Here is a 24,878-nt window from a genome sequence, read left to right as displayed (position 1 = left end):
GGCAGCTTTGGCAAAGAAGCAAGAGGCCGCGGCGGCACGACTGGACGGGATGACCCTGCCAGCGGGTGGCCAGTGGGCCACCGAGGCGCGCGAGGCGGCGTTAGGGCGCCTGCGCGAGATGGGGCTGCCGGAGCGTCGGGATGAGTACTGGAAGTTCACCCGCCCGGACACGCTGACTCTGGCTGAGGCGCCTTCCGCTGCGGTCTTTGAGACCGGTGAAGCGCCGTTGTTTGATAGCTTTGATCGTATCAAGGTGGTCTTTGTGGATGGCGTTTTTGACGCGGATCAGTCTGATGATTTGGCCGGTGAAGCTCTGAGCATCGAGCGTCTGGTGGATGTTGCCGAAAAAGACATTCATTGGGCCAAAGACCTCTATGGTCAGTTAGAAATCAACGGTCAGACGCCGGTTGAGCGGCCACTGGCAGCTTTGAACACCGCATTTGCCACCGATGGCGTGGTGATCCACGTAACGGGCAAAGTTGAGAAGCCTGTGAACCTTGTTTACCAACATAAGTCTGAAACCTCAGACGCAATTTTGCACCATGTGATCAAGCTCGATGCGGGTGCGGAAGTGACGGTTTTGGAAAACGGTCCAGCGGCGGCGCGTTTCAACAAATCCATGGAAGTGGATGTGGCGGACGGTGCAGCCTTTCATCATGTGCGGGCGCAAGGCCGGGATCATGAACGTCGCGCGGTGACGCATTTGTTTGGCCGTCTGGGCACCGAAAGTGTGTTCAAGAGTTTTACTCTGACTGTGAACGGTCGCCTGACACGCAACGAAGCGGTGCTTGAGTTGACCGGTGATGATGCAATTGCGCATGTGGCTGGTGCCTGTATGGGCGATGGCGATTTCCATCACGATGACACAGTTTTTGTGACCCATGATGCGGTGAACTGTGAAAGCCGTCAGGTTTTCAAAAAAGTTCTGCGCAATGGTGCAACAGGTGTTTTCCAGGGGAAAATCTTGGTCAAAGCGGGCGCGCAGAAAACGGATGGCTATCAGATCAGCCAATCGCTGCTTCTGGATGGTGACAGCCAGTTCCTCGCCAAGCCGGAGTTGGAAATTTACGCGGATGACGTTGCTTGTTCGCATGGCTCCACCTCTGGTGCAATTGACGAAGACGCGTTGTTCTACCTGCGGGCGCGCGGTGTGCCAAAAGACATCGCAACCGACCTTATGGTGATGTCCTTTGTCGCGGAGGCTGTCGAAGAGATCGAAAGCGAAGCGCTGCGTGACGAGATCAACGGGCGCTTGGAGTCCTGGTTGGAGCGTCGACGCGGCTGATGTCTGTGACGAGTGATATGATGGCCAGCTACCGCTCTCCAAGAGCGGTGGTGCGCCGCCGTTTGGCGATGGGCGAGCGAGAAGACCGCGCCTTTGCGATCCTGATGGCTGCTTGCTGCGTGATCTTTGTGTCGCGCTGGCCTGCATTGGCTCGAGAGGCACATTTGACTGGCACAGAATTGAACCCTTTGTTGGGGGCCAACCTTTTTGCGTTGATGTTTGTGTTGCCGTTGATTGCGGTGTCTCTGGCCTTTGTCACACATCTGATCCTGCGGGCATTTGGCCGCAAACAATCCAGCTTTGGTACGCGCTTTGCGTTGTTCTGGGCGATGCTGGCGACCGGGCCGCTGTATCTTTTGGTTGGTTTGGTCGAAGGCTTTATCGGTGAAGGCGCCGCGTTGACGATTGTGGGCGCGCTCTGGTTTGTCGCCTTTTTGTGGATTTGGGTCTCCGGTTTGGTGGAAGCGGGTAGGGCGTCCGCATGAGAGAGCAACTGACCGCTCTGTTTTGGTTGACTGTGCGCGATCCGGGCGAGGCAGCGGTGGCGCTGATGAGCCGTCCAGTTCCACGCAACGTAGGCTGGATGATCCTTACCCTAGGTATTGTTCTCAACGCGTTGACGCATTTTGCAACACTGACCCTGTTTCCGGCCCCTGCGGAATTGAATGTTCCCTTTCTGACGGCGCCTTTCCTATACACGACCATATTGGGCAGCGGCCTGGTGCTGCTTGTTTTCTCCTTCTATTGGGGGGGGCGGGCGATTGGCGGGCGAGGGCGCTTTGATGATGTCCTGTTGGCGATTGGATGGCTGCAATACATGCGTTTTGCGGTTCAGTTGGCATCGCTGGTATTGATGCTTGCCATGCCCGGTCTCGCGCTGATTTTTGTGATGGGCGCAGGGTTGTATTCAATCTGGGTCGTTTTAAATTTCATCAATGTTATCCATGGGTTTAACAGCCTTGGGAAGGCCGTGATGCTGGTGTTGATCACCATGTTGGGCATGACTGTTGGGATGACGATGCTTTTGTCGCTGGGTGCAGCGACCGCTATTGGAATGTCTTAAAATGTATGACGTCACTAAAATCCGCGCAGATTTTCCGATCTTGGGCCGTGAGGTGAATGGCAAACCGTTGGTCTATTTGGACAATGGTGCGTCTTCGCAGAAACCACAGGTGGTGATTGATGCCATCACACAGGCGTATTCGATGGAATATGCAAATGTGCACCGTGGCTTGCACTATCTCTCCAATCTGGCGACCGACAAATACGAAGCGGTGCGCGGCAAGATTGCCAAATTTCTGAATGCCGCCAGTGAAGATGAGATTGTTCTGAACTCGGGTACCACCGAAGGCATTAATATGGTGGCTTATGGTTGGGCCATGCCGCGTTTGAAAGCCGGCGATGAGATTATTCTCTCGGTGATGGAGCACCATGCCAACATCGTTCCGTGGCATTTCTTGCGTGAACGGCAGGGCGTTGTTCTCAAATGGGTGGATGTGGACAGCACGGGCGCGCTGGACCCTCAGGCGGTGATCGATGCGATTGGGCCAAAAACCAAGCTGGTGGCGGTGACACAGTGTTCTAATGTTCTGGGCACTATGGTCGACGTCAAGGCGATCACTGAAGGCGCACATGCCAAAGGCGTGCCAGTCCTTGTGGACGGCTCCCAAGGCTCGGTGCATGCGCCGGTCGACGTTCAGGACATTGGCTGTGATTTCTACGCCATAACTGGCCACAAGCTTTATGGGCCGTCCGGGTCCGGTGCAATCTACTGCAAAATGGACCGCATGAAAGAGATGCGGCCCTTTATTGGCGGTGGTGACATGATCAAAGAGGTATCCAAAGAGGCTGTGATCTACAACGATCCCCCCATGAAGTTTGAAGCTGGCACGCCAGGTATTGTGCAGACCATTGGCTTTGGCGTGGCGCTGGATTACCTGATGGATCTGGGTATGGAGAATGTCGCAGCCCATGAAGCGAAGTTGCGAGATTACACCGCGCAAAAACTGGCCGGTTTGAATTGGCTTCAAGTGCAGGGCGTCACCGCGGACAAAGCGGCGATCTTCAGCTTCACTTTGGATGGCGCTGCGCACGCACATGACATCTCCACGATCCTCGATAAAAAGGGTGTCGCTGTGCGGGCCGGGCACCACTGTGCGGGGCCTTTGATGGAGCATCTTGGCGTGTCGGCAACCTGTCGCGCCAGCTTTGGTCTGTATAACACCACTGATGAGGCCGACACGCTCATCGACGCGCTGGAATTGGCGCACGAACTCTTTGGTTAGACGTTCATTTTGCGATTGCGGGGCGTAGCCACACTGGCTATACCCCGACCTTAGGCACCTGTAGCTCAGCTGGATAGAGCGCTGCCCTCCGAAGGCAGAGGCCAGAGGTTCGAATCCTCTCAGGTGCGCCACCTTTCTTAACAATTAGACGTTGATCACCACTGAAGAGATTCGGTTTCTGGTGTGAATTGTGGCGGGAACCGGCCGGATTTATGGTGGGATTTTGCCGCCTTGTGGCGGAGGGAAGGCGCCATTATGGCAACATTTGGGCATGCCAAAACTGCATAAAAACTGGCAAATATGGCCATTTTTTGAGATTTGGGCCGTCTCGCAGGTGAACCCTCTGTTTTTCAAGGGTTTAAGCCAAGTTTAGCGAAGCAAATACAATTTGAAATGAAGCTGTCGGGTATTGTCAGTTTCCCGTTTGGGACTCGTAAGCCCTGCCGATCTACCACTGAGGGTGGGATTTTTAACGGCTCAGGGGTGGGCCAAAGGTGGGAACGAGCAGATGTGTCTCAAACATACGAGCTTCATCAAGACCAAAACGCATAGATCGGTCGCTATGCACTCAGAAGGGTGTGCGAGGGCGCGGCGAAAGCAATTTCGGTTCGTGACCAAGTAACGATTTCTGAGGACAGTTAGATGCCTATTACCATTACTGTGGATCGCAGTAGTGCACCGATAGAGGTGCGCCCGGATATGTTTGGTGTGAACCTGTTGACCAGCACAAATGAGGTCAACGGGGTCCCAAATGATCAATACATAGATGCCGTCAATTTGGTGGGCGCAACCCGTTTGCGCTATCCCGCCGGGCGAGCGGCCAACGAGCAAATAACTGAACTGGACCGCAGCGAAAGCGGGTTTAATCAAATCCGTGAAGATGTGCGCAATTACCTTGACTGGGTGAAAGCCAATGACGCGCGCACCACGCTTGTGGTCCCAGCACTGGCGGATGCGCACACCAACCAGCAAGATATTCGGGATTGGGCCGAGTTGGTGCTGGAGTATATGGGTGACCAGGTAGATCTGATTGCTGGCTATGAAATCGGCAACGAGTTCTGGCAAACCATCGATGAGGTCGAATACGGCGAATACGCTGCAGATATTGCCAACGCGTTGCGCGGGGCCACAGTCAACGGATATCAACCCGAAGTCTGGGTGCAGACGGCCAATGCTGCCGGCGGCGCGTCCAACTATAAGGGTGGAAGTTTTGGCTCGATCAGCGATGCAGATGCCATTTCTGCCATGCAGCACTGGGACGAAGATCATCGTCCCAGCGACTGGAGCGACTCGCAAACAGCTGAGCAATACTACAAAAGCCTCAATGGGTATGAAAAACGGGTGGTGAAAGGCAACCTCGAGCTGCTGGAGCAGCTTGATGCGGATCACAACATTGCCAATGGTTTTCAGACCAACAGTGCGTCCGCTGCGATCGACGGCATCGTCGCGCATTACTACTTTGACAAAGAAGTGGAAGGCTATGATCAGAGTGACTCATTGACCCGCTCTGAGAACAAATACCTGGATCTGCGCTTTTCCACTTGGGAAGCGATGTTGCCGCAGGATTTGTCCATTCAGATGACAGAATGGAACGTGGAAACCGGACATTGGCATTGGCTGGGTCTCAAGGCAGCGGGTGTTGTGGTCGAGCAGTTCCAAAACATGATCGAAATGGGCGTAGACGGTGCAGATTTCTGGACAGTGCGCCACAATACGTCGACGGCCATAGCGGGCGGTAATGCGGACCAAGGAGCGGTGAGCTTAACACCTGCAGGGGTAATGCTGCAGTTGATGGCGGAAAGCCTCAATCCGGATGATGGCGCGATGTACGCGCTTAAAACTGACGGCTTTGACGAGACCAAGCTGGAAGTGAACGCCTATTCCAACGGCTATACAAGTGTGGTTTACGTAACGTCGCATACGGAGACCTTCAACAAGTCCTTCTCATTGGATTTATCTGCCCTGGTTGGGTCTGATGTTGAATCCTGGAGCGGCCGCGTTGTTGGTATTGATACCAGCACATCGGATGGATTTAGCGACAATGCCGCCTATGATGAACATGGCAATTTGGTTCAACGACTTGGCAAACGGACCATCGACAATGCTGAACGCGCTGATTTGATCGAAGTCCTGGGCGCCGCCTATGATGACAGCCTAATCAAGTCCAGTTCTGGGAGCTGGAAAACCTACCTGCCCAAGCCTGAGGACATTTTTGTGCGGCCGGGCGTGGGCAACCCAACGTCTCTTGATGACTTTTACTTCGCCACTGAGTCCGACGTAGCCGGGTCGTTGACCAATCTGTCTCAAGCTCAATTGGGCAGTAGCGCAAGCGACATCAGTTTTCGTCTGAACCCTTATGAAGTAATCGAAATCACCCTGGAGCATTCCAATGTTCTGTCAGGCAACAGTTCTGCAAATGTGATGCGGGGCGGTCATGGCGTAGACGACTTTAACGGCAGCGGTGGAGATGACTACCTGCGTGGCTACGACGGAATGGATATTCTCGTCGGAGGCACTGGCCACGATTCCGTTTATGGCGATACCGGCAATGACCGCTTGGAAGGCAAAGCTGGGAACGACCGTCTTTACGGTGGGTCGGGAGACGACAAACTGGTTGGCGGTGACGGGAATGATTACATCCGTGACGACAGTGGAAAAGATGATTTTTTTGGCGGCGACGGTATCGATACCGCGTCCTACTGGGGCCATAAGTCAGGCGTCAACGTGAACCTAAAAACCGGTGTGAACTCCAGTGGCGACACATACAACAGCATTGAAAACCTATATGGCTCCAACATCGCAAATGACACGCTTTATGGCGATGACAGTGACAACTTGCTGTTTGGCGCCGGCGATGATGATCGGCTGTACGGCTACAAAGGGGATGACACCTTAAAAGGCGGTGACGGTGACGATTACCTCCGCGACGAGTCCGGTCGGGATCTGTTTATTGGTGGCGACGGTGAGGATACGGTGTCCTACTGGGGGCATAAATCCGGGATGACCGCAAACCTGAGCACAGGCGCAAACTCTGGCGGCGACAGTTACGACAGCATTGAGCACTTGCTGGGCTCCAACATCGCGAATGATGTGTTTTACGGCAACTCCGATGGCAATCATCTCGACGGCGCAGGTGGAGATGACCGGCTTTACGGCTATTCCGGCAATGACTTTCTAGAGGGCAGCGCAGGGACAGATCGTCTGTACGGCGGGTCAGGCAATGATACGATCGAGGGTGGTGACGGAGATGACTATCTGCGTGATGACGCTGGTCGGGATGTGTTTAATGGTGGCGCGGGAACCGATACAGCGTCCTATTGGGGGCACACCTCTGGGGTTTCGGTAAACCTGTTGACCGGTGCCAACACCAGCGGTGACAGTTACCACAGCATCGAAAACCTTCTGGGTTCAAACAAGGCGAACGACACCCTGATAGGTGACCACGGCAACAATCGTCTTGATGCAGCGGCAGGTGATGATGTTCTGTTTGGCAATGGCGGGGCAGATTACCTGGACGGCCGCAGTGGCGATGACAGTCTGAGCGGCGATGATGGCGATGACCGCCTATATGGTGGCTCGGGAACTGATACGCTGCGTGGTGGAGAGGGTGACGACTATTTGCGCGATGAATCCGGGCGGGACATCTTTGACGGAGGTTCCGGTCAGGATACGGCGTCTTACTGGGGGCATTCTGCAGGCGTGACAGTCAATCTTCAAACCGGAGAAAACAGCAGTGCGGACACATACATCAGTATTGAACACCTGTGGGGGTCTAACAAAGCGGACGACCATCTGACAGGTGACGGGCAGGCAAATTACATACGCGGCGCAGCCGGAGATGACACGCTGAACGGTGGCGGGGGCAATGATACCTTGCGCGGCGACAGCGGTGACGATGTCATGACCGGTGGTGATGGTAGTGACCTATTCCTGTTCCACAACAGTTTTGGTCAAGACGTGGTCACCGACTTTGATTTGGTTGAAGACGTGTTGGGCTTTGCTTCCGTGGGCGCTTTCTCCAGCTTTTCCGACGTCATCAACAATCACGCCACGCAGGTTGGTTCGGATGTGGTGATTTCTGCCACTGGCAGCCACGAAATCACGCTTGAAGATATCATCCTTGGAGATCTGACAGCGCACCATTTTGACTTCTAAGGCGAAGAAAAGACTGCTTGGGCGGTCTTTATTTTGAGCGAGACAGTCGCCATGCCTGCCAGGCTTCAGGTGTGTCCAGATCGGTCAGGGCGTGACGTTCCGGTAGTGGTACCAAACGCACGAAATCTGCATGACGTTTCAGGACCGAGCGCGCGCCTACATCGCCGGACAGAGCGCGTAGTTCTCCAAACAGGTTCCTGGGGAACAGAACCGGGTGGCCTGGTTGGCTGTTTGCTGCGGTGGCGCGCAAAACTGCGTTCGGGAGGGTTTCGTGCGCTGCGATCATCGCGCGCAAGTCTTGCTCTGAGAGCTCCGGCATATCTGCGGGAATCACCATAACTCCGCTGACATGTTTAGGCATTTGTGCAATGCCAGCACGTAGAGAATGGGCCATGCCGTCAATTGCATCAGGCACGACAACTTGTTGGCAATGCATGCCTGAAAGCACAGAACGTCGCGCCTCATCAACGTCTCGCAAACACACCAAAACAGTATCGCAGACAGCACAAGCATGGCCTGCGAGCTTGCGCAGCAGAGGAACCCCAGCAACGTCTTCGAGAAGCTTGTCGCCGCCCCGCATGCGTGAAGATGCGCCAGCTGCTAGAAGCAAAATGGCCAAATTGCCTGCCGTGGAGCGATGGTCTGTCATGTGGCGACTTTGACGTAGGCCTGATTGATTGGCTAGCCCCTCATTCTCGCTCCGTCCGCATCAAATAAAGGCTCAGACAATAGCCGGGCAGGGTGCTTCCTTCCAAGTATCTCGATTTCTACCTCAAGGTCGTCTGTGATGTGGTTAGTAGGCACAAAACCAATGGCAACAGACGTTTTTGCGTTGTGTGCATAGCCACCCGACGTACAAAACCCCACTACCTCGCCATTAAGCCAGATCGGTTCATAAGCCTGCACGTCGGCATCGTCGACTTCCATGGCAAAGGCGCAGAGTTTTCGGTCTGGCCCGGTCTCTTTGTCTTTTTCCGCAGCGGCGCGGCCGATGAACTCCTCAGGCTTATTGAACGCGATAAACCGATCGAGACCGGTTTCGGCGGCTGTGTAGTCTGGGGAGTATTCCGACAGCCATGACCCAAAAAACTTTTCTAACCGCAATGACATCATCGCACGCATGCCAAAGGGGCGCATGCCCAGAGGCTCACCCGCTTCCCAAAGCGTTTGCCATAACGCGCGCTGCGCCATGGGATCGCAGTAGATTTCAAAGCCAAGGTCGCCAGTATAACTCACCCTCTGCACCAAGCAGTCGACCATACCAACCGTCAAGGGGCGCACGTCCATGAAGGCCATGTCGGAAATGTCGTCTCTTGTGCAGGCCTGCAAAACGTCACGAGCCTTGGGGCCGGCAACCTGGAAGCCTGTCAGACGGTCGGACACGTTTTTGACCAGCACACCGTCCATTTCATTCTGCTCAAACCAACGCATGTGATAGGCCTGCGCGCCATAAGACGCGGTGAGTTGGAACGCGGTCTCAGACAGGCAAGAAACCGTGAAGTCGCCAATCAATTTGCCTTTGTGTGACAACATCGGGGTGAGGCTTAGGCGACCTTGCTTTGGTATGCGTCCCGCCATGATGCGGTTGAGCCAAGCTCGGGCATTAGGGCCGGTGACCATGTATTTGCCAAAATTATGCACTTCGTTGATGCCCACGGCGCCCCGTACTGCCGCGACTTCGCGCGCAGTGGCGGCAAAGGCGTTGGAACGGCGGAAGGACGGAGTCTCGTAACGCGGCTCGTCGCCTTGCGCAAAATAGTTGACCACTTCGAGGCCAAATTGCTGTCCCCAGACCGCGCCCATTTTGTCAAAAACGTCATACATAGGCGTCTGGCGGAAAGGTCGTGCGGCGGGCAGCTCTTCGTTTGGATACGAAACGGAAAAGCGCGTTTGGTAGTTTTCGATAACTTTGGGGCGGGTGTAGCCCGGCGTGATCCAGTCTCCAAAGCGGGCGCAGTCCATGGCAAAGGTGTCGCGCTCGGTTTCGCCTCCGACCATCCACTGGGCCAGCATCAAACCGACACCCCCGCCTTGGGAGAAGCCTGCCATGACGGCACATGCTGACCAATAGTTGCGCATGCCGGGCACCGGTCCAACAAGAGGATTGCCATCGGGGGCAAAGGTGAAGGGGCCGTGGATCACGGATTTTACGCCTGCCGTTGCCAGCGCCGGAAAGCGCTTGTAGGCAAACTCGATGGAGGCTTCGATCTTGTCAAAGTCATCGGGCAGCAGTTCATGGCCAAAATCCCACGGCGTACCATCTACGCCCCATGGGCGACAGGGTTGCTCATAAAACCCAATACACAGCCCGCGCCCTTCTTGCCGGAAGTAGCTCTCGCCAGCCGGATCCATTACATGTGGGTGTTCTTTGCCGTCTTGCATCATTTCAATAATCAGCGGCACGTCTTCGGTGACGATGTATTGGTGCTCCATTGGGTGTAGCGGGAAATAAACACCGGCCATTGCGCCCACCTCTCGCGCCCAAAGACCGGCGGCGTTCACAACGTGCTCGGCGTGAATGGTGCCCTTATCCGTGACCACATCCCAGGTGCCGTCTGGACGCTGGTTTGTTGCGGTGACCTTGGTGTGGGTTTTGATTGTTGCGCCACCCAGTCGTGCTGCCTTGGCGTAGGCGTGTGTGGTACCGGAGGGATCAAGATGGCCATCCAGCGGGTCGTAAAGAGCGCCGATGATGCCATCGGTGTTGGTGGCGGGAGCAAAGGTTTTGATCTCATCCGGCGTGAGAATATTGGTATCGAGCCCCATGAACCGATGTTTGGCCCGCTCCGCGAGCAACATGTCAAAGCGCTCCTGATTGTCGGCAAGCGTGACCCCGCCAACATGGTGCAACCCGCAGGACATGCCAGTGATCTCTTCCAACTCTTTGTAGAGGTTGATTGTGTAGCCCTGCAGTGCTGCCATGTTGGTATCGCCGTTTAGGGTGTGAAACCCGCCGGCAGCATGCCACGTGGAGCCAGAGGTGAGCTCGGAGCGCTCGATCAACAAGACGTCAGACCAGCCAAGTTTGGTCAGGTGGTACAGAACAGAGCAGCCAACAACGCCGCCTCCGATCACAGCTACGCGGGTCGTCGTGGTCATGGATGCCTCCTGTGTTCCCTGACTTCCATGAAATCGGGGGCATCGGGCGGCTGGCATGCTCAAACGCGACACAAATTGTCGCAAACAAAGGTTAGAGTCGTGGGTGTGGACCGCTTTTGCTCCAGGGCTTACTTTTTGAGCGGCACGCCATAGAGCTCAAGGCGGTGGCCTTTGAGTTGGAAGCCAAGCTTTTCGGCGATCTTTTCTTGTAAAGCCTCGATTTCCGGATCGACAAATTCGATCACTTCACCTGAGCTGATGTCGATGAGGTGATCATGATGCTCGCGTTCGGCATCTTCGTAGCGGGCACGGCCGTCGCCAAACTCCAGCTTGTCGAGAATTCCCGCTTCTTCAAAAAGTTTCACGGTGCGGTAGACGGTTGCAAGGGAGATGCCTGAATCGCGTGCCGAGGCGCGGGCGTAGAGCTCTTCAACATCTGGGTGGTCGGTGCTTTCTTGCAGAACAGTTGCAATGATCCGGCGCTGCTCCGTCATCCGCAACCCTTTGGATTCGCAGCGTTCAAAAATGGTGTCGCCCATGCCGTACCTGACCTGACTTGTGGTGCTGATTTGGCTTTCCTGTCTATCGAATGCCGTCGCGGGTTTCCACTGCTTTTGCGCAGCCCGCGACAAGAAAGACGAAAGCTCAGCCAAGCAACAAATTGCCCTGCATTACCCGGCGTGCTTGGCCGGCTACGGTGATGCCACTGTCACTTGTTGAAACCATGATTTGGCTAGGTCGACCCATCTCCACGCCTTGGTGGATGGTAAGATCAAGATCTTGGCCCTCTAACCGCGTTAGCAGGGCCGCAGTGGTCGCACTGGCGCTGCCCGTGGCCGGATCTTCGGGGATATTGTCCAACGGTGCAAACATACGGGCATATAAAGTGCCACCGTCTCGGGCGTAAACAAACTGGGCAAAATCCAAACCGGACGGATAGCGGGCGTTGCCTTTGCGGATGGCGGCGATGTCCGGCGTGGATTTGGCCAAGATATCGCGACTTTTGACTTCGGTGATTGTGAAGGCCAAGCCCAATGACGCCATAACCGGAGGGTGCACATGAAAATGCAGGTCACTTGTGTTGATGCTAAGCGCTTCAGCCACCAAAGCCGGATCGGGGTCGCAGAGAATTTCCAGAAGTTGCGTGGTCTTAAATGATGCGCTTGCGCCGTCAGAGTGACAGTTCATCGGCCCCACGCCGAGTTCCAGAACCATATTTTGTGGCGCACCTTCCTCCGACAGCGCACAGGCCGTTCCAATCACCGGATGCCCTGCAAAGGGGATTTCCATGGTGGGGGTGAAAATGCGAACCTTCGCGGTATTGGCCTTGCCTTCGGCGGGATAGACAAAAGTTGTTTCAGAGAAATTGAATTCTCGCGCAATATTTTGCAGATCTGTTTCAGCGAGTTCGGTTGCGTCAGGTATGACAGCTAATTGGTTGCCCCCAAAGGTTTCTTTGGTAAAGACGTCATAGACAAAATACGGTGTCATAGGGGCGACCCCTCATGGTGCGTCAGCGTTGTTTAGCTGCTGTGGTTCAGTTCAAGCCAGATTGGCAGGTGATCTGATGCGACATGGGCGGGAATGCGAGTCAGCACCCCGTGATCGCGCACTTCAATCCCCTTACTATATGCGAAGCCGTCAAGCCCGGCGATGGGACGTGGCGCAGGAAAGGTGCGACCCGTAGCAAGAAAGTCAAACCCAGGGGTCACTGCGTCAAGGGCTGCCTTGGAGCCCCATTCGTTAAAATCACCGGCGATGAGTGTTGGCATGTCTGGCAAACGCCGCACAGCGCGTGCGACGGCGCCCAATTGCAAAAGGCGATAACGTCGGATCAGGCCAAGGTGCACGCCGATAACCCGAATGTCGCCTACTGGGGTGCGCAGATCCGCGCGTATGGCACCACGTGGCTCTAGTCCTGGTAAGTCCAGTCCGGAGGTATCCAGAACTTCGATGTTAGGACGCACCAACATGGCATTCCCGTGGAACCCAAGCGAACCTTTGGGCTGGCCGAAGTCTATGTGGTGAAACCCTTTTTTCCTCACGAGGTCATGCGGCAAGGCCGCAGGTCTTGGTGGCAGACGCTTGTCAGCTTCCTGTAGAACCACCACATCCGCTTTCAAGGCGCGGATCACCACCATGCTGCGCGTTGGACGACGTTGCAGGTCAACGCCGACGCATTTTTGCAGGTTGTAACTGGCAATGCGCAACATTGAGGCCATCCGGAAAGCAAGCGTCTAAAGAAGTATGTCTTTGATAATAATCTGTTTTGTGCTGATGTTAAGTGCCGCAGAAGGTTTGCGTCACTTTTTCTTCCGCCGTCGGTGGTGTGGTGAGATCCCCATGCTCTGCAATTGTGTCAAATGGCTTTTCCAACGCGGTGTTGAGGCCGTGAAATAGGGTAAAATCACCAGAAACCGCTTGTGAGATCATGGCTTCAATTTGGTGATTGCGCGGGATGATATATGGGTTGGCCTGACGCATGACGTTTTGCGGATCGATTGTCTGTTGCGCTGTCCGCGCAGCCCATTTTTCATGCCATGCGGCATAATCTTTATGGGGTGTAAGTTCGGTCTCAGGGACTGAGGAATCCGTCAAATGGCGGAAGGAATTGGTAAAGTCAGCTTTCAGATCAGTCATGATTGCCAAAAGTTGGGTGATCAACGCTTCGTCTGAATCGCTGGTGTCGGAAAGGCCAAGTTTGGCGGCAAAATGATCTTGCCAGTGGTGTCGGAGAATGCCTGGCATCTCGTTGATGATATGGGTGAATTCTTCCACTGCTTTGTCTGAGTTGTTTTCGAGAGGAAGAAGTGAGGTGGCCAGTTGCGCCATGTTCCAGGCGATGATTTGCGGTTGGTTGCCATAGGCATAGCGGCCGTGGCGGTCGATGGAGGAAAACACTTGTCCGGGGTGGAACGCGTCCATGAAGGCGCAGGGGCCATAGTCAATGGTCTCGCCGGAAATGGTGCAATTGTCGGTGTTCATGACCCCGTGAATGAAGCCAACCGACATCCATTTGGCAACGAGGAGGGCTTGGCTTTTGACAACCTCTTTTAGGAAAGCTGCCGGAGTGTCGGCCTCTGGGTAGTGTCGTGCGCAGGCATACTCCATAAGGGTTTGTAAACCCTCGGTATCTTGACGTGCAGCTAGTGCCTGAAACGTGCCCACGCGGAGGTGGCTTGCGGCCACGCGTGTGAGAACTGCGCCGGGCAAGGGGCGGTCGCGCATGATTTCTTCTCCGGTCTGGACTGCCGCCAAAGCGCGGGTGGTTGGGATGCCAAGCGCGTGCATCGCTTCGGACACCACATATTCGCGCAACACAGGACCAAGCCAGGCGCGGCCGTCGCCGCGGCGGGCGTAAGGTGTGGGGCCAGAGCCTTTGAGTTGGATGTCGTAGCCATTTGATTCCCCAAGCAAAACCGCGCGGCCGTCACCCAGTTGCGGGTTCCAGTTGCCAAATTGATGACCGGCGTAAAGCTGGGCAATGGGGGCCGCGCCTTTGGGAAGGCTAGTCCCGGAAAACACCTGCGCCAATTCCTGTGCGTCGTCTGTGCCAGTTACGCCAAGCATATCAGCCAAGGGCTGATTGAAAGCCAGCAGCTTAGGATCGCGAACAGGATAGGGTTTTTGACGTGAAAACAGCCGGTTGGGCAAGTTCACATAGGTGTTTTTAAAGGGGATATGCAGCGTCATGGATGTAGCATATCGGGCTTTTGAGAGAATGCCACTGTTGGCGGCTCCCAAGGCCGCGATTGTTTGCGCGGCTTTGGGTCGTTTGTCAGGGAGAGGCGGCCTTAAAGGCGGCTAAGACGCTCTGCCAAAAGGGAAAAGAATCCGTCAGCATCGAGGTCACCCATAAACATCGCATTGGGTTTACGATCAGTTACATGCCACCAATCCGCGACGGTCATGCCCATGGTCAACTCAGACTGAGTTTCGATCTCCACGTTGATGTGGCGGCCAGAGAACAGCTCTGGTTGGATCAGATATGCCGTGACGCAAGGGTCATGCAGTGGTGCACCGTCCGAACCGTACTTCTCTTTGTCAAATCTCTCAAAGAAATCAGTCATTTCCGCCACCGCTACGCCCACCTTGGAGCCGATGTTACGGAAGGCGTCGTTGCGCGGTGTGGTGACAAGCGCCTTGTGCGTGACATCCAGCGGCATTACTACAATTGGAACGCCGGATTTGAACACAATATCAGCGGCTTGCGGATCAACGTAGATGTTGAATTCGGCAGCGGGTGTGATGTTGCCAACCTCAAAGTAGGCGCCGCCCATCAACACAATTTCCTGAACCTTTTCAATGATATCAGGGGCTTTTTCAAAAGCGGTTCCGATGTTTGTCAGAGGGCCAAGTGGGCAAAGGGTAACGGTACCGGTCTCATGGGTGCGCAGCGTGTCGATGATGAAGTCAACAGCGTGCTGATCTTCAATCTGTATAACAGGGTCTGGAAGCACCGGTCCATTGAGGCCAGTTTTACCGTGTACGTGCTCAGCGGTGACCAGTTCCCGGCCCATAGGGCGGTCGCAACCTTCGTAGACCTTGGTCTCCGGTTTGCCAGCTAACTCACAGACAATACGCGCATTTTTAGAGGTTAGAGCCAAAGGCACATTGCCCGCCACGGCGGTTATACCAAGCACGTCGATCTCTTCTGGGCTGGCCAATGCTAAGAGAATGGCGACCGCGTCGTCCTGGCCTGGATCTGTGTCGATGATGATCTTGCGCGCGCTCATGATGTGCCCTCGTAGCTGGTGGAAGCCGCACCCTGTCAAGGCGCGAGGGGCTTGTCTAGCATGGATGACATCAGGTGTGCAAAAAATTTACCAAATGGTCCAAAAGTGGTCAAAACCCGCGTCGGTAATGCGTCTGTATTGCGACTGTTTTGCGGAGGTGCAAATTTGTGTGTCGCGCTGCCGTTGCACGATTGTGTTAACCCGCCGTGCGTTGGCCGTTTTGTGGTTGCACCGGCTTTACATCCCAGAAATTCTGCGACGAATGCGAAAGTGGAAGGAAAACGACGGGTGGGGATGACAACTCAAACCACGCTGACTCGGGATTTGGTGCTGGTTGGTGGCGGGCATGCGCACGCTTTGATGTTGCGGATGTGGGGCATGAAGCCGGTCCAGGGCGTTCAGGTTACGCTGATCAATCCAGGGCCAACCGCGCCTTATTCCGGTATGTTACCGGGGCATATTGCCGGGCACTACACACGCGATGACCTTGAAATTGACCTTGTGAAGCTGGCGCGTTTTGCAGGGGCACGGGTTATTTTTGGAGCGGCGAGCAGGATTGATGCGAAGCGTAAGATGATCAACGTACCGGGGCGCGGGGAGATTGCCTATGATGTGGCGTCGCTGGATGTGGGGCTACATGCGCGCGCGTCACATATTCCGGGATTCTCTGAGTTTGGCGTTGGGGCAAAGCCGTTGGATGCCTTTGCGGATCGGTGGAGCCGATATGTACAGTTGGTTCAAGATGGGGGGCGATCCGGGCAAGCCTCTGTGATCGGCGGAGGCATGGCTGGCTGTGAACTTGCGCTTGCGATGGCGCATCGCCTGCAAGGTTCTGGCAAACGAGATTGCGTGACGTTGATTGAAGCCAATACCAAGCTGGCCAGTGGCACGCCTGGCGCGGATCGGATTTTGCGTGAAGAGATGCTGCGGATGGGCGTTTCGGTTGTGAGCGCGGTTGAGGTGGAGGCGATCACTGCTGAGGCGGTTTTGCTCAAAGGGCGATCGCCGGTGGCCTCTGAGTTCACAGTGGGCGCGGCAGGTGGCTTTGCCCATGAGTGGCTTGCGACAGCGGACTTGCCACACGATCATGATGGCTTTGTAAGGGTGGATGACCGGCTGATGGTACCGGAGCAGCAGGGTCTGTTTGCCGTAGGGGATTGCGCAGCGTTGACCGCCAGTCCACGCCCCAAAGCAGGCGTGTTTGCGGTGCGCGCAGCACCGGTGCTGTATCACAATATTTGTGCCGCGCTCACGGGGGCTGAGATGACGCGGTTTCGGCCTCAATCAGATTATCTCAAGCTGATGTCGTTAGGTGATAAGGCGGCGATTGCGGCAAAGTGGGGGCGCTGTCTGTCGTCCCCAAAGGCGCGATTGTGGAGGTGGAAAGATCATATTGATCAGACCTTTATGAAGAAGCTTTCAGAACTTCCAGAGATGAAAACACCAGAGCCAGCCGGGCCAGTGGCGCTTGGGGTGCAGAACGAACAAGTGCTGTGTGGCGGCTGTGGCGCCAAAGTGGCGCCGGGCCAGTTGAGTGTGGCCCTGGCGGAAATGCCGCCTGTGCAGCGAGATGATGTAGTTCAGGGCGCAGGCGATGATGCGGCCGTACTCGACATAGGCGGGCAAAAACAGGTGCTGAGCGTGGATCATTTGCGTGGCTTTGTGGCGGATCATGGCTTGATGGGTCGGATTGCGGCGGTGCATGCGCTTGGGGATGTCTGGGCGATGGGGGCTGCGCCGCAATCTGCGTTGGTGTCGGTGACTTTGCCGCGCATGACGCCTGAGCTGCAGGCGCGGGCAATGCGCGAGGTTTTAGACGGCATTGGCTCAGTGGTGCGTGGCGCTGGTGCGGAGATTGTTGGCGGACATTCGAGCATGGGTGCGGAGCTGAGCATTGGGTTGACGGTCACGGGCTTGCTGGAGGGAGATGCGATCACTTTGGCTGGGGCAAAGGCTGGGGATGCACTGATCCTGACGCGACCGATTGGGTCCGGCACGCTTTTGGCAGCGGAGATGCAGGGCAAAGCGGATGGCCGTGATGTGGCGGCGTTGTACGGTGTTTTGGCGCAGCCTCAGGGAGACGGGGCGGAGATTTTGAAGGGCGCACATGCGATGACGGATGTGACCGGTTTTGGACTGGCGGGACATTTGATGATGATGTGTCGCGCGTCTGGGGGGGCTGCTGAGGTCACTTTGGCGGATGTGCCATTCTATTCGGGGGCGGAAGCGTTGGCCGCGGAGGGTCACCGCAGCACAATTTTTGAGGACAACAAGGCAGCGGCGCCGGTGTTTGGGCCGGACAGCGCCAAGGCGGCGTTGCTGCATGATCCTCAGACCTCAGGTGGTTTTTTGGCGGCGGTTGCGGCGCAGTCCGCAGAGGCTTTGATTGCGCGGTTGCGCGCAGCAGGCCACGGCGCGGCAGTGATTGGTGAGATTTGTACCGGCGAACCGTCGATCACTCTGCGCTGATCAGCTTGGCAGCCGTGGCGGCGAGTGTTTTGTCGCGGAGATCCGGCAGGGCCATTTCCTCGGCAACCGGTGCTTGGGTGCGGGAGATTCGTGTGTAACGTGGATCATAATGGGTTTCGATCAAGCCTCGGGTGAGCTGTGCGAAGTCTTTTGCACTGGCCAGAGCTTTCCATTGGGTCACTTTCTCGTGGCCGTGATAGCGGGTGAGCATGTCCAGCACTGTGTGCAATTTGGTCTCGTCCGCGCGCATGTCCGGATAGGCGGAGATCAGGTGATCGACGCGGGCCTCTAGTGGTGCTGTAAGGCGCAGGTTAGGAGCAGCGATCATGGACTGCCACAGAACTGGTGGGATGATCAGGCGGCCGATTTTCGAGCTTTCGGCTTCGACATAGACCGGGCGATTGGGTTGTAATTTGGCGAGGCCCGAGGCGAGGCGACTCTCGAAGGCTTTTTGGCTGGGCTGCATGTCTCCCATTGGGCCAAAGAGGCTGCCGCGGTGCTCGGCCATGGCTTCCAGATCCAGCGTCTGTGCGCCTTGGTGCGCGAGGTGGTCCAGAAGGCGGGTTTTGGCGGTGCCGGTGCCGCCGTCGATCACCACAACCGGGCAAGGCATGGTGCCGTCGTAGAGGGCTTTGGAGACAAGGCGGCGGTAAGCCTGGTAGCCGCCCTCAATGGTGTCGGCGCGCCACCCAATTTGTTTCAGGATGATTGCCACGGAACCAGAGCGTTGGCCGCCGCGCCAGCAGTAGACTAAGGGTTTGTAGCTGCCTTCTTTCTCAGACAGAGGGCCTTCGAGGTGCGCGGCGACGTTGCGCGCCACAATGGCTGCGCCGATTTTGCGGGCTTTAAACGGGTCTTCTTGCACATAGATGGTGCCAACACGCGCGCGCTCGTCGTTGGACATGGCTGGAAGGTTGATCGCGCCGGGGACGTGATCGAGGGCAAATTCTGCCGGGGAGCGCACATCGATGATCTGATCAAACGGCAGCGTGGCGAGGTCAGAAAGTTGGGTCAGTTTTAGCGGCATAGGAAGATCCTAGTGAGGTCCTCCTGTGCATAGAGACAAAGGCCACGGCGCGCCAGAGGACGGGCCGCGGCCAATAGGCGCTTAGTAAGCCACCATGGTCAGCAGTTCGTATTCCGCGACCATTTCATCATCTTGGTTGGAGGCGGTGACGTGCCAGCGGACTTCGCCGTATTCCTCGTTGCGCTTGGTCTTCTTTTTGACCGTCAGGCGCACTTTCAGGCTGTCGCCCGCCACAACCGGCTTCATGAAGCGCAGGGTGTCCAGACCGGTGTTGGCCAAAACAGGACCTTCGTTGGGCTCTACAAACAGGCCGGCGGCGAAGGACAGGAGCAGATAACCATGGGCGACGCGACCAGGGAAAAACGGGTTTCGCGCGGCGGCATCTTCGTCCATGTGGGCATAGAAGGTGTCGCCGGTGAAGTTAGCGAAGTGCTCGATGTCCTCAAGCGTGATCTCACGTGGTTTGGTGTAGAGCGTTTCGCCCACGGCCAACTCCCCAAAACGGCGGGTGAACGGGTGTGCACCTGCGTCGATTTCCTTGGCACCGGGGACCCATTGCTGGCCGATGCCGGTGAGGATGTCAGGGCTGCCTTGGATGGCGGTGCGCTGCATGTAGTGTTTCACGGCACGCACGCCGCCGAGTTCTTCGCCGCCACCTGCGCGGCCTGGGCCGCCATGCACCATGTGGGGCAGGGGCGAGCCGTGGCCGGTGCTTTCGCCCATGCTGTCGCGGTTGTTGAAATAGAGCCGTCCGTGGAAGGCGCCTGCGCCCATGGCAACTTCGCGGGCAACCTCTGCGTCATGGGTGATAACGGAGGCCACAAGGGAGCCTTGACCTTTGTTGGCGAGCGCGATGGCATGGTCGAGATCGCGGTAGCCCATGAGGGTCGAGACCGGACCAAAGGCCTCGGAGGCGTGCACGTGTTCTGCGGTATCAGGTGATGCGCAGTGGAACAGCATTGGTGGAACAAAGGCGCCTTTTTCCGCGTCCGCGCCTTCGACTTGGAAATTGTCTGGATCGCCAAAGACACGGTCTGCCTCGGTGCCCAGCAAAGCGGCTTTTTCGAGCACGTCCCGTTTTTGACCTGCGGAGACCAGCGCGCCCATGCGGGTGGTTTCCAAACGAGGATCACCAATTACGATTTTGGACAGGCGGGCGGAGAGGGCGTCGATGACGGCTTCAGTCACGGCCTCAGGCGCGATGATGCGGCGAATGGCGGTGCATTTCTGACCCGCCTTGGTGGTCATTTCTCGAGACACTTCTTTGATGAAGAGGTCAAATTCAGGTGTTCCGGGCGCGGCATCCGGGCCAAGGATAGACGCGTTCAGGCTGTCTGCCTCGGAAGTGAAGCGCACAGAGTTGCCCAAAATCAATGGGTTGGATCGCAGCTTTAAGGCTGTGTTGGCGGAGCCGGTGAAGGCCACCGCGTCTTGGCAGGTCAAATGGTCGAGCATATCGCCGAGGCCACCAGATACGAGCTGAACCGCGCCGTCGGGCAGGATGCCGCTGTCGGCCATGATACGCACGCAAAGCTCGGTGACGTAACAGGTGGAGGTAGCCGGTTTCACAATCGTTGGCACGCCAGCGAGCAGGGTAGGTGCGAGCTTTTCCAACATCCCCCAAACTGGGAAGTTGAAGGCGTTGATGTGCACTGCGACGCCTTGGATTGGCGTGCAGATGTGCTGCCCCATGAAGGAGCCGTTGCGGGAGAGCTGCTCCAACTCGCCATCGACATAGATGGTGCTGTCGGGCATCTCGCGGCGGCCTTTAGAGGCGAACACCAGCATGGTGCCAATACCCCCGTCGATGTCGATTTGGTGGTCAGCTTGGGTTGCGCCGGTGTTGAAGGAGAGCTCATACATCGCCTTGCGGTGCTCACGCAGGTGCAGGGCGAGGGCTTTGAGCATGCGGGCGCGGTCATGGAAGGTCATCTTGCGCAACGCCGGGCCGCCCACGTTGCGGGCGTAGTTCAACATGGCTTGCACATCGAGGGCATCGTTGCCAGCGGTGGCAATGACGTCGCCTGTGATTGCAGAGGCGATGTTGCGCGCACCGGCACCGGGCGCGATCCATTGACCTGCCGCAAAGCTTGAAACGTTTTGGATGGACATGGCTCTCTCCCCGATATGTCTCCGTGAATCATTTATTGACCAACCGTTCGGTTTATGCAAGCTGGAGGTTGAGGAGATTGTGTTGGGAGGCACAGATGACGCCAAAAGAGCGGGCCGAGAAAAGCGCGGCAGCTATGTGGTCAACGGACCGGGCAAGCCAACACATGGGCATGCAGATTGTAGACGTGGACGCGGGGCAAGCGACGCTCACTATGAGAGTGAAGCCGGAGCACTGTAATGGCATTGGGATTTGTCACGGCGGGTTCACCTTTACGCTGGCTGACAGCGCGTTTGCCTTTGCCTGCAACAGCCGCAATCAGGTAACCGTGGCGCAGCACAACAACATATCGTACATCGCGCCGGGGCGTGAGGGGGATGTGCTCACCGCGGTGGCACGGGAGGTCAGTCTAACTGGGCGTAGCGGAATTTACGATGTGACCGTGTCCAATCAGGACGGTCAGGTGATTGCCGAATTTCGTGGCGCCTCGCGCGCCATCAAAGGTCACCTGTTTGAAGAATAGTCGACGTTGGGGAGGACGTTATGAAAGATTTGTCACCACGCAAGGAAGAGCTGGAACCCATTGAAATCGCGTCGATTGATGAAATCCGCGCGGTGCAACTGGAGCGGCTGAAGTGGTCGTTGACTCACGCCTACACCAACGTGCCTATGTACAAGCAGCGCTTTGACGCGGCGGGGGTGCATCCGGATGATTTGCAAAGCTTGGCTGATCTGGCGAAGTTCCCGTTTTCATACAAAAATGATCTGCGCGACAATTACCCCTTTGGGCTTTTGGCGGTGCCACGTCAGCAGATTGCGCGGCTGCACGCGTCGTCTGGTACAACAGGCAAGCCCACGGTGGTAGGTTACACCAAAGGTGACATCGACAATTGGGCGGACTTAATGGCGCGCAGCCTGCGGGCGTCAGGGCTTCGGGCCGGAGATTTGGTGCACAACGCCTATGGCTACGGGCTATTCACCGGTGGTTTGGGCGCGCATTACGGCATTGAACGTCTTGGGGCGACAGTGGTGCCAATGAGTGGCGGGCAAACCGAAAAACAAGTTGGGTTGATCACTGACTTCAAACCGGACGGTATCATGGTCACGCCGAGTTACATGCTCAACATTTTGGAGCAGTATCACAAGCTTGGCATGGATCCGCGCGAGAGTTCTTTGTCTGTCGGTGTGTTTGGAGCCGAGCCTTGGACCGATGCGATGCGAAAGGAGGTTGAGGCCGCTTTTGATATGCATGCCGTCGACATTTATGGGCTTTCGGAAATCATGGGGCCGGGGGTGGCCAATGAATGTGTGGAGACCAAAGACGGGCCAGTGATCTGGGAAGACCATTTCTACCCCGAGATCATCAATCCAGAGACCGGCGAGATCTGTGAGGATGGCGAGTTGGGCGAGTTGGTATTCACCACATTGACCAAAGAAGGCCTGCCGATGATCCGTTACCGCACACGGGATTTGACACGGCTTTTGCCTGGCACTGCGCGGTCGATGCGGCGGATGGAGAAAATCACGGGGCGCTCTGATGACATGATTATCCTGCGCGGGGTGAATGTGTTCCCGTCCCAAGTCGAAGAGCAGGTGCTTGCGACCGGGGGGCTAGCGCCACATTACCAGATCGAACTGTATAAATCAGGTCGCATGGATGCGATGCGGGTGTTTGTTGAGGCCACGCCAAACGCGGCGGACAACCTATCCAAAACTGCCTCGGCGCGTATGTTGACCAAACATATCAAGGACATGATTGGCGTGTCTGTAGAGGTGATTGTGGGCGACCCCGGCGACGTGGAACGCAGCCAAGGGAAGGCAAAACGCGTCGTGGACAACCGAGGCGCCGGATAATGGCGCGTACAATTGCCAAAGATCATGAACAGAAACGGGTTCATATTCTGAAGTCAGCAGCCCGCGTGTTTGCTGAGCAAGGGTACGATCGGGCGTCAATGTCGGTGTTGGCCAAGGAGTGCGGGATCTCTAAGGCCAACATCTATCACTATTACGACAGTAAAGACGCGCTATTGTTTGATGTGTTGGACACTTATCTGAAGGTGCTTCGAGATCGTATTTGTGATCTTGATTTGAGTGACTTGGATGTCAAAGCTCAACTGCGTACCGTGGTGCGGGAAATCCTTCTGGCCTATCAAGGGGCAGATAATGAGCACCGCGTGCAAAGCACAAGCATGCGCGCCTTGCCAGCGGAGCAGCAGCAAGTGTTGCGTGGCTATCAGCGGGACTTGGTCAACCGGGTGAGTGAGGTGGTTGCCGCCAGTGCAGAGGGGGTGTTTGAGGATGATCCCTTGCGCTTGCGCGAGACCACAATGTCTGTCTTTGGCATGCTCAACTGGTATTATATGTGGCAGCATGGTGCAGACAGTGAAGCGCGGGAGCGCTATGCGGATTTGGCGACTGACTTGGTGCTGGGAGGTGTACGGGGGCTTGCCAAGGGGCGCTGATCACCTTCAGATTGTTTTTGGACCATATGGCTAATTTGTGTTAAAACCTGCCCATTATAGTTGTTTCTTGTTAAGGGTAGAGTTTTGAAAAAACATTTTTCGGGCGCGTTGCTTGCGGCAATTATGGTCAGTCGCAGCGCGGCGCAGGCGGATCCGTCTTTCGGGTTTGGTCTGACGTATGTCTTTGGCGGTGATTGGGCCGTGGGCGTGCGTGTGTTCCATGATGATGAGCCAGAGAGTGCCGTTCTGGCTTTGGGTTTTGACTATAAATTTGGCTCTCAAACGTTCCGCCCCACAATTGGGGCCGCCTATCTGGACGAAGATTTCTACATCGATTTAAGTCTTGGCTATGACACGCGTTTGCAAGCTCTGGATTATGGCATTGGCGTCGGCGCAGCATTTGAAACCGAGAAGCCGGTGGCGTCTGGTGGCGGCGCGACAACAACGGGCGGTGACACTGCATCAACGACGACAGGCACGGACACCGGAGGTGGGGACACGGGCGCAGGCAGCACCGATACGGGCGGCGACACGGGCGGTGACGGTGGCGATGGTGGAACCGACACAGGCGGCGCGGATACGGGAGGTGATGGCGGCGACGCTGGAGCGGGCGACGGAGATACAGACACCGGCGGCACCGGAGATGGCGGTACAGGAGGTGGCGACACCGGTGATGGCAAATCAGGCTGCGGCAGCGCAACCGACTCTGACGTGGTTTTTGCCTCCTTGGATTGCTAGGAAGCTGGCCTGGCGGCTCAATTGAGTGACCGCTGGCGCGTTTTCACAATCCGGTGCGTGTGTTTTTGACACATTGGCGCCTCCGGTTGTTCCATGTTACTTTCCCGGCAACTAATTGCGGTGGGAGAGAAATTCATGAAACGAGTTATGGTAGCTGGTGTTCTTGGGGGCGCATTGCTTTGCAGTACCGTGGCGCAGGCGGACCCGTCATTTGGCCTGGGACTGACCTACACTTTTGGCGGTGACTGGGGTGTCGGTGTGCGCGTGTTTCACGACGACGAGCCGGAAAGCGCGGTTTTGGCGATTGGCGCAGATTATAAGTTTGGCTCGCAATCCTTCCGGCCAACCGTGGGTGCCGCCTATTTGGATGAGGATTTTTATCTCGACTTTAGCTTGGGTTATGACACGCGATACCAAGCTCTTGACTACGGTGTTGGCGTGGGTGCCGCGTTTGAAACGCAGCCAAAGCCCTGAGTTGGCCATTGAGGCTAAAAATGTGAAAAGGGCGCCTT

General features: G+C 56.3%; 20 protein-coding genes and 1 tRNA gene. 12 read left to right on the top strand and 9 right to left on the bottom strand.

Features of this window, described 5'->3' with window-relative positions; translation table 11 throughout:
• Nucleotides 1–49 precede the first annotated feature (49 nt).
• From sufD to Q0955_RS05210, 6 genes are all read left to right on the top strand, one after another.
• Nucleotides 50–1,285: a Fe-S cluster assembly protein SufD gene (gene sufD, locus Q0955_RS05235; RefSeq protein ID WP_299421063.1), complete on the top strand. Its 1,236-nt coding sequence runs from the start codon at nt 50–52 to the stop codon at nt 1,283–1,285.
• Entirely contained in the window at nt 1,285–1,770 is a 486-nt protein-coding gene (locus Q0955_RS05230; RefSeq protein WP_299420788.1) for a YIP1 family protein, read from the top strand. The genes sufD and Q0955_RS05230 overlap by 1 nt, the downstream gene beginning before the upstream one ends.
• Nucleotides 1,771–1,802: 32 nt before the next feature.
• Complete coding sequence (locus tag Q0955_RS05225) at nt 1,803–2,348, top strand: YIP1 family protein (protein ID WP_299420785.1); 546 nt, start codon at nt 1,803–1,805, stop codon at nt 2,346–2,348.
• A 1-nt stretch (nt 2,349) separates the two neighbouring features.
• The gene (locus Q0955_RS05220) at nt 2,350–3,570 is read left to right on the top strand and encodes a cysteine desulfurase (protein ID WP_299420782.1); all 1,221 of its coding nucleotides are present in this window, start codon (nt 2,350–2,352) and stop codon (nt 3,568–3,570) included.
• Between the two features lie 54 nt (nt 3,571–3,624).
• Nucleotides 3,625–3,701, top strand: a tRNA-Arg gene (locus Q0955_RS05215).
• Nucleotides 3,702–4,212: 511 nt separating this feature from the next.
• Nucleotides 4,213–7,725: a calcium-binding protein gene (locus Q0955_RS05210; protein WP_299420780.1), complete on the top strand. Its 3,513-nt coding sequence runs from the start codon at nt 4,213–4,215 to the stop codon at nt 7,723–7,725.
• Nucleotides 7,726–7,753: 28 nt separating this feature from the next.
• On the opposite strand, the gene Q0955_RS05205 is transcribed toward Q0955_RS05210, so the two are convergent.
• The 7 genes from Q0955_RS05205 to Q0955_RS05175 form a co-directional block, all read right to left on the bottom strand.
• Nucleotides 7,754–8,374: a nucleotidyltransferase family protein gene (locus Q0955_RS05205; protein WP_299420777.1), complete on the bottom strand. Its 621-nt coding sequence runs from the start codon at nt 8,372–8,374 to the stop codon at nt 7,754–7,756.
• A gap of 32 nt (nt 8,375–8,406) precedes the next feature.
• Complete coding sequence (locus tag Q0955_RS05200; protein WP_299420774.1) at nt 8,407–10,824, bottom strand: FAD-dependent oxidoreductase; 2,418 nt, start codon at nt 10,822–10,824, stop codon at nt 8,407–8,409.
• Nucleotides 10,825–10,952: 128 nt separating this feature from the next.
• Nucleotides 10,953–11,363 carry a Fur family transcriptional regulator gene (locus tag Q0955_RS05195; protein ID WP_299420772.1) on the bottom strand — a complete coding sequence of 137 codons (411 nt, stop codon included), beginning with the start codon at nt 11,361–11,363 and terminating at the stop codon, nt 10,953–10,955.
• Between the two features lie 106 nt (nt 11,364–11,469).
• Nucleotides 11,470–12,315: a PhzF family phenazine biosynthesis protein gene (locus Q0955_RS05190; protein ID WP_299420769.1), complete on the bottom strand. Its 846-nt coding sequence runs from the start codon at nt 12,313–12,315 to the stop codon at nt 11,470–11,472.
• Nucleotides 12,316–12,347: 32 nt separating this feature from the next.
• Nucleotides 12,348–13,046 (bottom strand): endonuclease/exonuclease/phosphatase family protein, encoded by a 699-nt coding sequence (locus Q0955_RS05185; protein WP_299420766.1) that lies wholly within the window; start codon nt 13,044–13,046, stop codon nt 12,348–12,350.
• Nucleotides 13,047–13,104: 58 nt separating this feature from the next.
• Complete coding sequence (locus Q0955_RS05180) at nt 13,105–14,517, bottom strand: protein adenylyltransferase SelO (RefSeq protein ID WP_299420764.1); 1,413 nt, start codon at nt 14,515–14,517, stop codon at nt 13,105–13,107.
• A 101-nt stretch (nt 14,518–14,618) separates the two neighbouring features.
• Entirely contained in the window at nt 14,619–15,560 is a 942-nt protein-coding gene (locus Q0955_RS05175; RefSeq protein ID WP_299420761.1) for a nucleoside hydrolase, read from the bottom strand.
• A 294-nt stretch (nt 15,561–15,854) separates the two neighbouring features.
• On the opposite strand from Q0955_RS05175, the gene selD reads away from it, so the two are divergent.
• Nucleotides 15,855–18,029 (top strand): selenide, water dikinase SelD, encoded by a 2,175-nt coding sequence (gene selD / locus Q0955_RS05170; protein ID WP_299420758.1) that lies wholly within the window; start codon nt 15,855–15,857, stop codon nt 18,027–18,029.
• Here the strand turns inward: selD and mnmH are convergent.
• Both mnmH and paaZ read right to left on the bottom strand, forming a co-directional pair.
• Nucleotides 18,016–19,056, bottom strand: coding sequence for a tRNA 2-selenouridine(34) synthase MnmH (mnmH, locus tag Q0955_RS05165; RefSeq protein WP_299420756.1), 1,041 nt, complete (start codon nt 19,054–19,056; stop codon nt 18,016–18,018). The genes selD and mnmH overlap by 14 nt on opposite strands.
• An 81-nt stretch (nt 19,057–19,137) precedes the next feature.
• Nucleotides 19,138–21,168, bottom strand: coding sequence for a phenylacetic acid degradation bifunctional protein PaaZ (gene paaZ / locus Q0955_RS05160; protein WP_299420753.1), 2,031 nt, complete (start codon nt 21,166–21,168; stop codon nt 19,138–19,140).
• A 95-nt stretch (nt 21,169–21,263) separates the two neighbouring features.
• Between paaZ and paaI the strand changes: the two genes are divergently transcribed.
• The 5 genes from paaI to Q0955_RS05135 all read left to right on the top strand — a co-directional run bounded on the left by paaI (nt 21,264) and on the right by Q0955_RS05135 (nt 24,840).
• A complete protein-coding gene (gene paaI / locus Q0955_RS05155) occupies nt 21,264–21,689 on the top strand; it encodes a hydroxyphenylacetyl-CoA thioesterase PaaI (protein ID WP_299420750.1) in 426 nt (141 codons plus the stop codon).
• A gap of 20 nt (nt 21,690–21,709) precedes the next feature.
• Nucleotides 21,710–23,020 (top strand): phenylacetate--CoA ligase PaaK, encoded by a 1,311-nt coding sequence (gene paaK, locus Q0955_RS05150; RefSeq protein WP_299420748.1) that lies wholly within the window; start codon nt 21,710–21,712, stop codon nt 23,018–23,020.
• Nucleotides 23,020–23,628: a TetR/AcrR family transcriptional regulator gene (locus Q0955_RS05145; RefSeq protein ID WP_299420745.1), complete on the top strand. Its 609-nt coding sequence runs from the start codon at nt 23,020–23,022 to the stop codon at nt 23,626–23,628. The genes paaK and Q0955_RS05145 overlap by 1 nt, the downstream gene beginning before the upstream one ends.
• A gap of 84 nt (nt 23,629–23,712) precedes the next feature.
• Nucleotides 23,713–24,366 (top strand): hypothetical protein, encoded by a 654-nt coding sequence (locus Q0955_RS05140; protein WP_299420743.1) that lies wholly within the window; start codon nt 23,713–23,715, stop codon nt 24,364–24,366.
• Nucleotides 24,367–24,501: 135 nt separating this feature from the next.
• Nucleotides 24,502–24,840, top strand: coding sequence for a hypothetical protein (locus Q0955_RS05135; protein WP_299420741.1), 339 nt, complete (start codon nt 24,502–24,504; stop codon nt 24,838–24,840).
• Nucleotides 24,841–24,878: the final 38 nt, after the last annotated feature.

The sequence above is a fragment of the uncultured Shimia sp. genome, from assembly GCF_947493595.1.
In the GTDB taxonomy this organism is placed as follows: Bacteria; Pseudomonadota; Alphaproteobacteria; order Rhodobacterales; family Rhodobacteraceae; genus Shimia.
The sequence above is the reverse complement of the archived record's forward strand: the minus strand, read 5'-3'. Positions and strand labels throughout refer to the sequence as shown.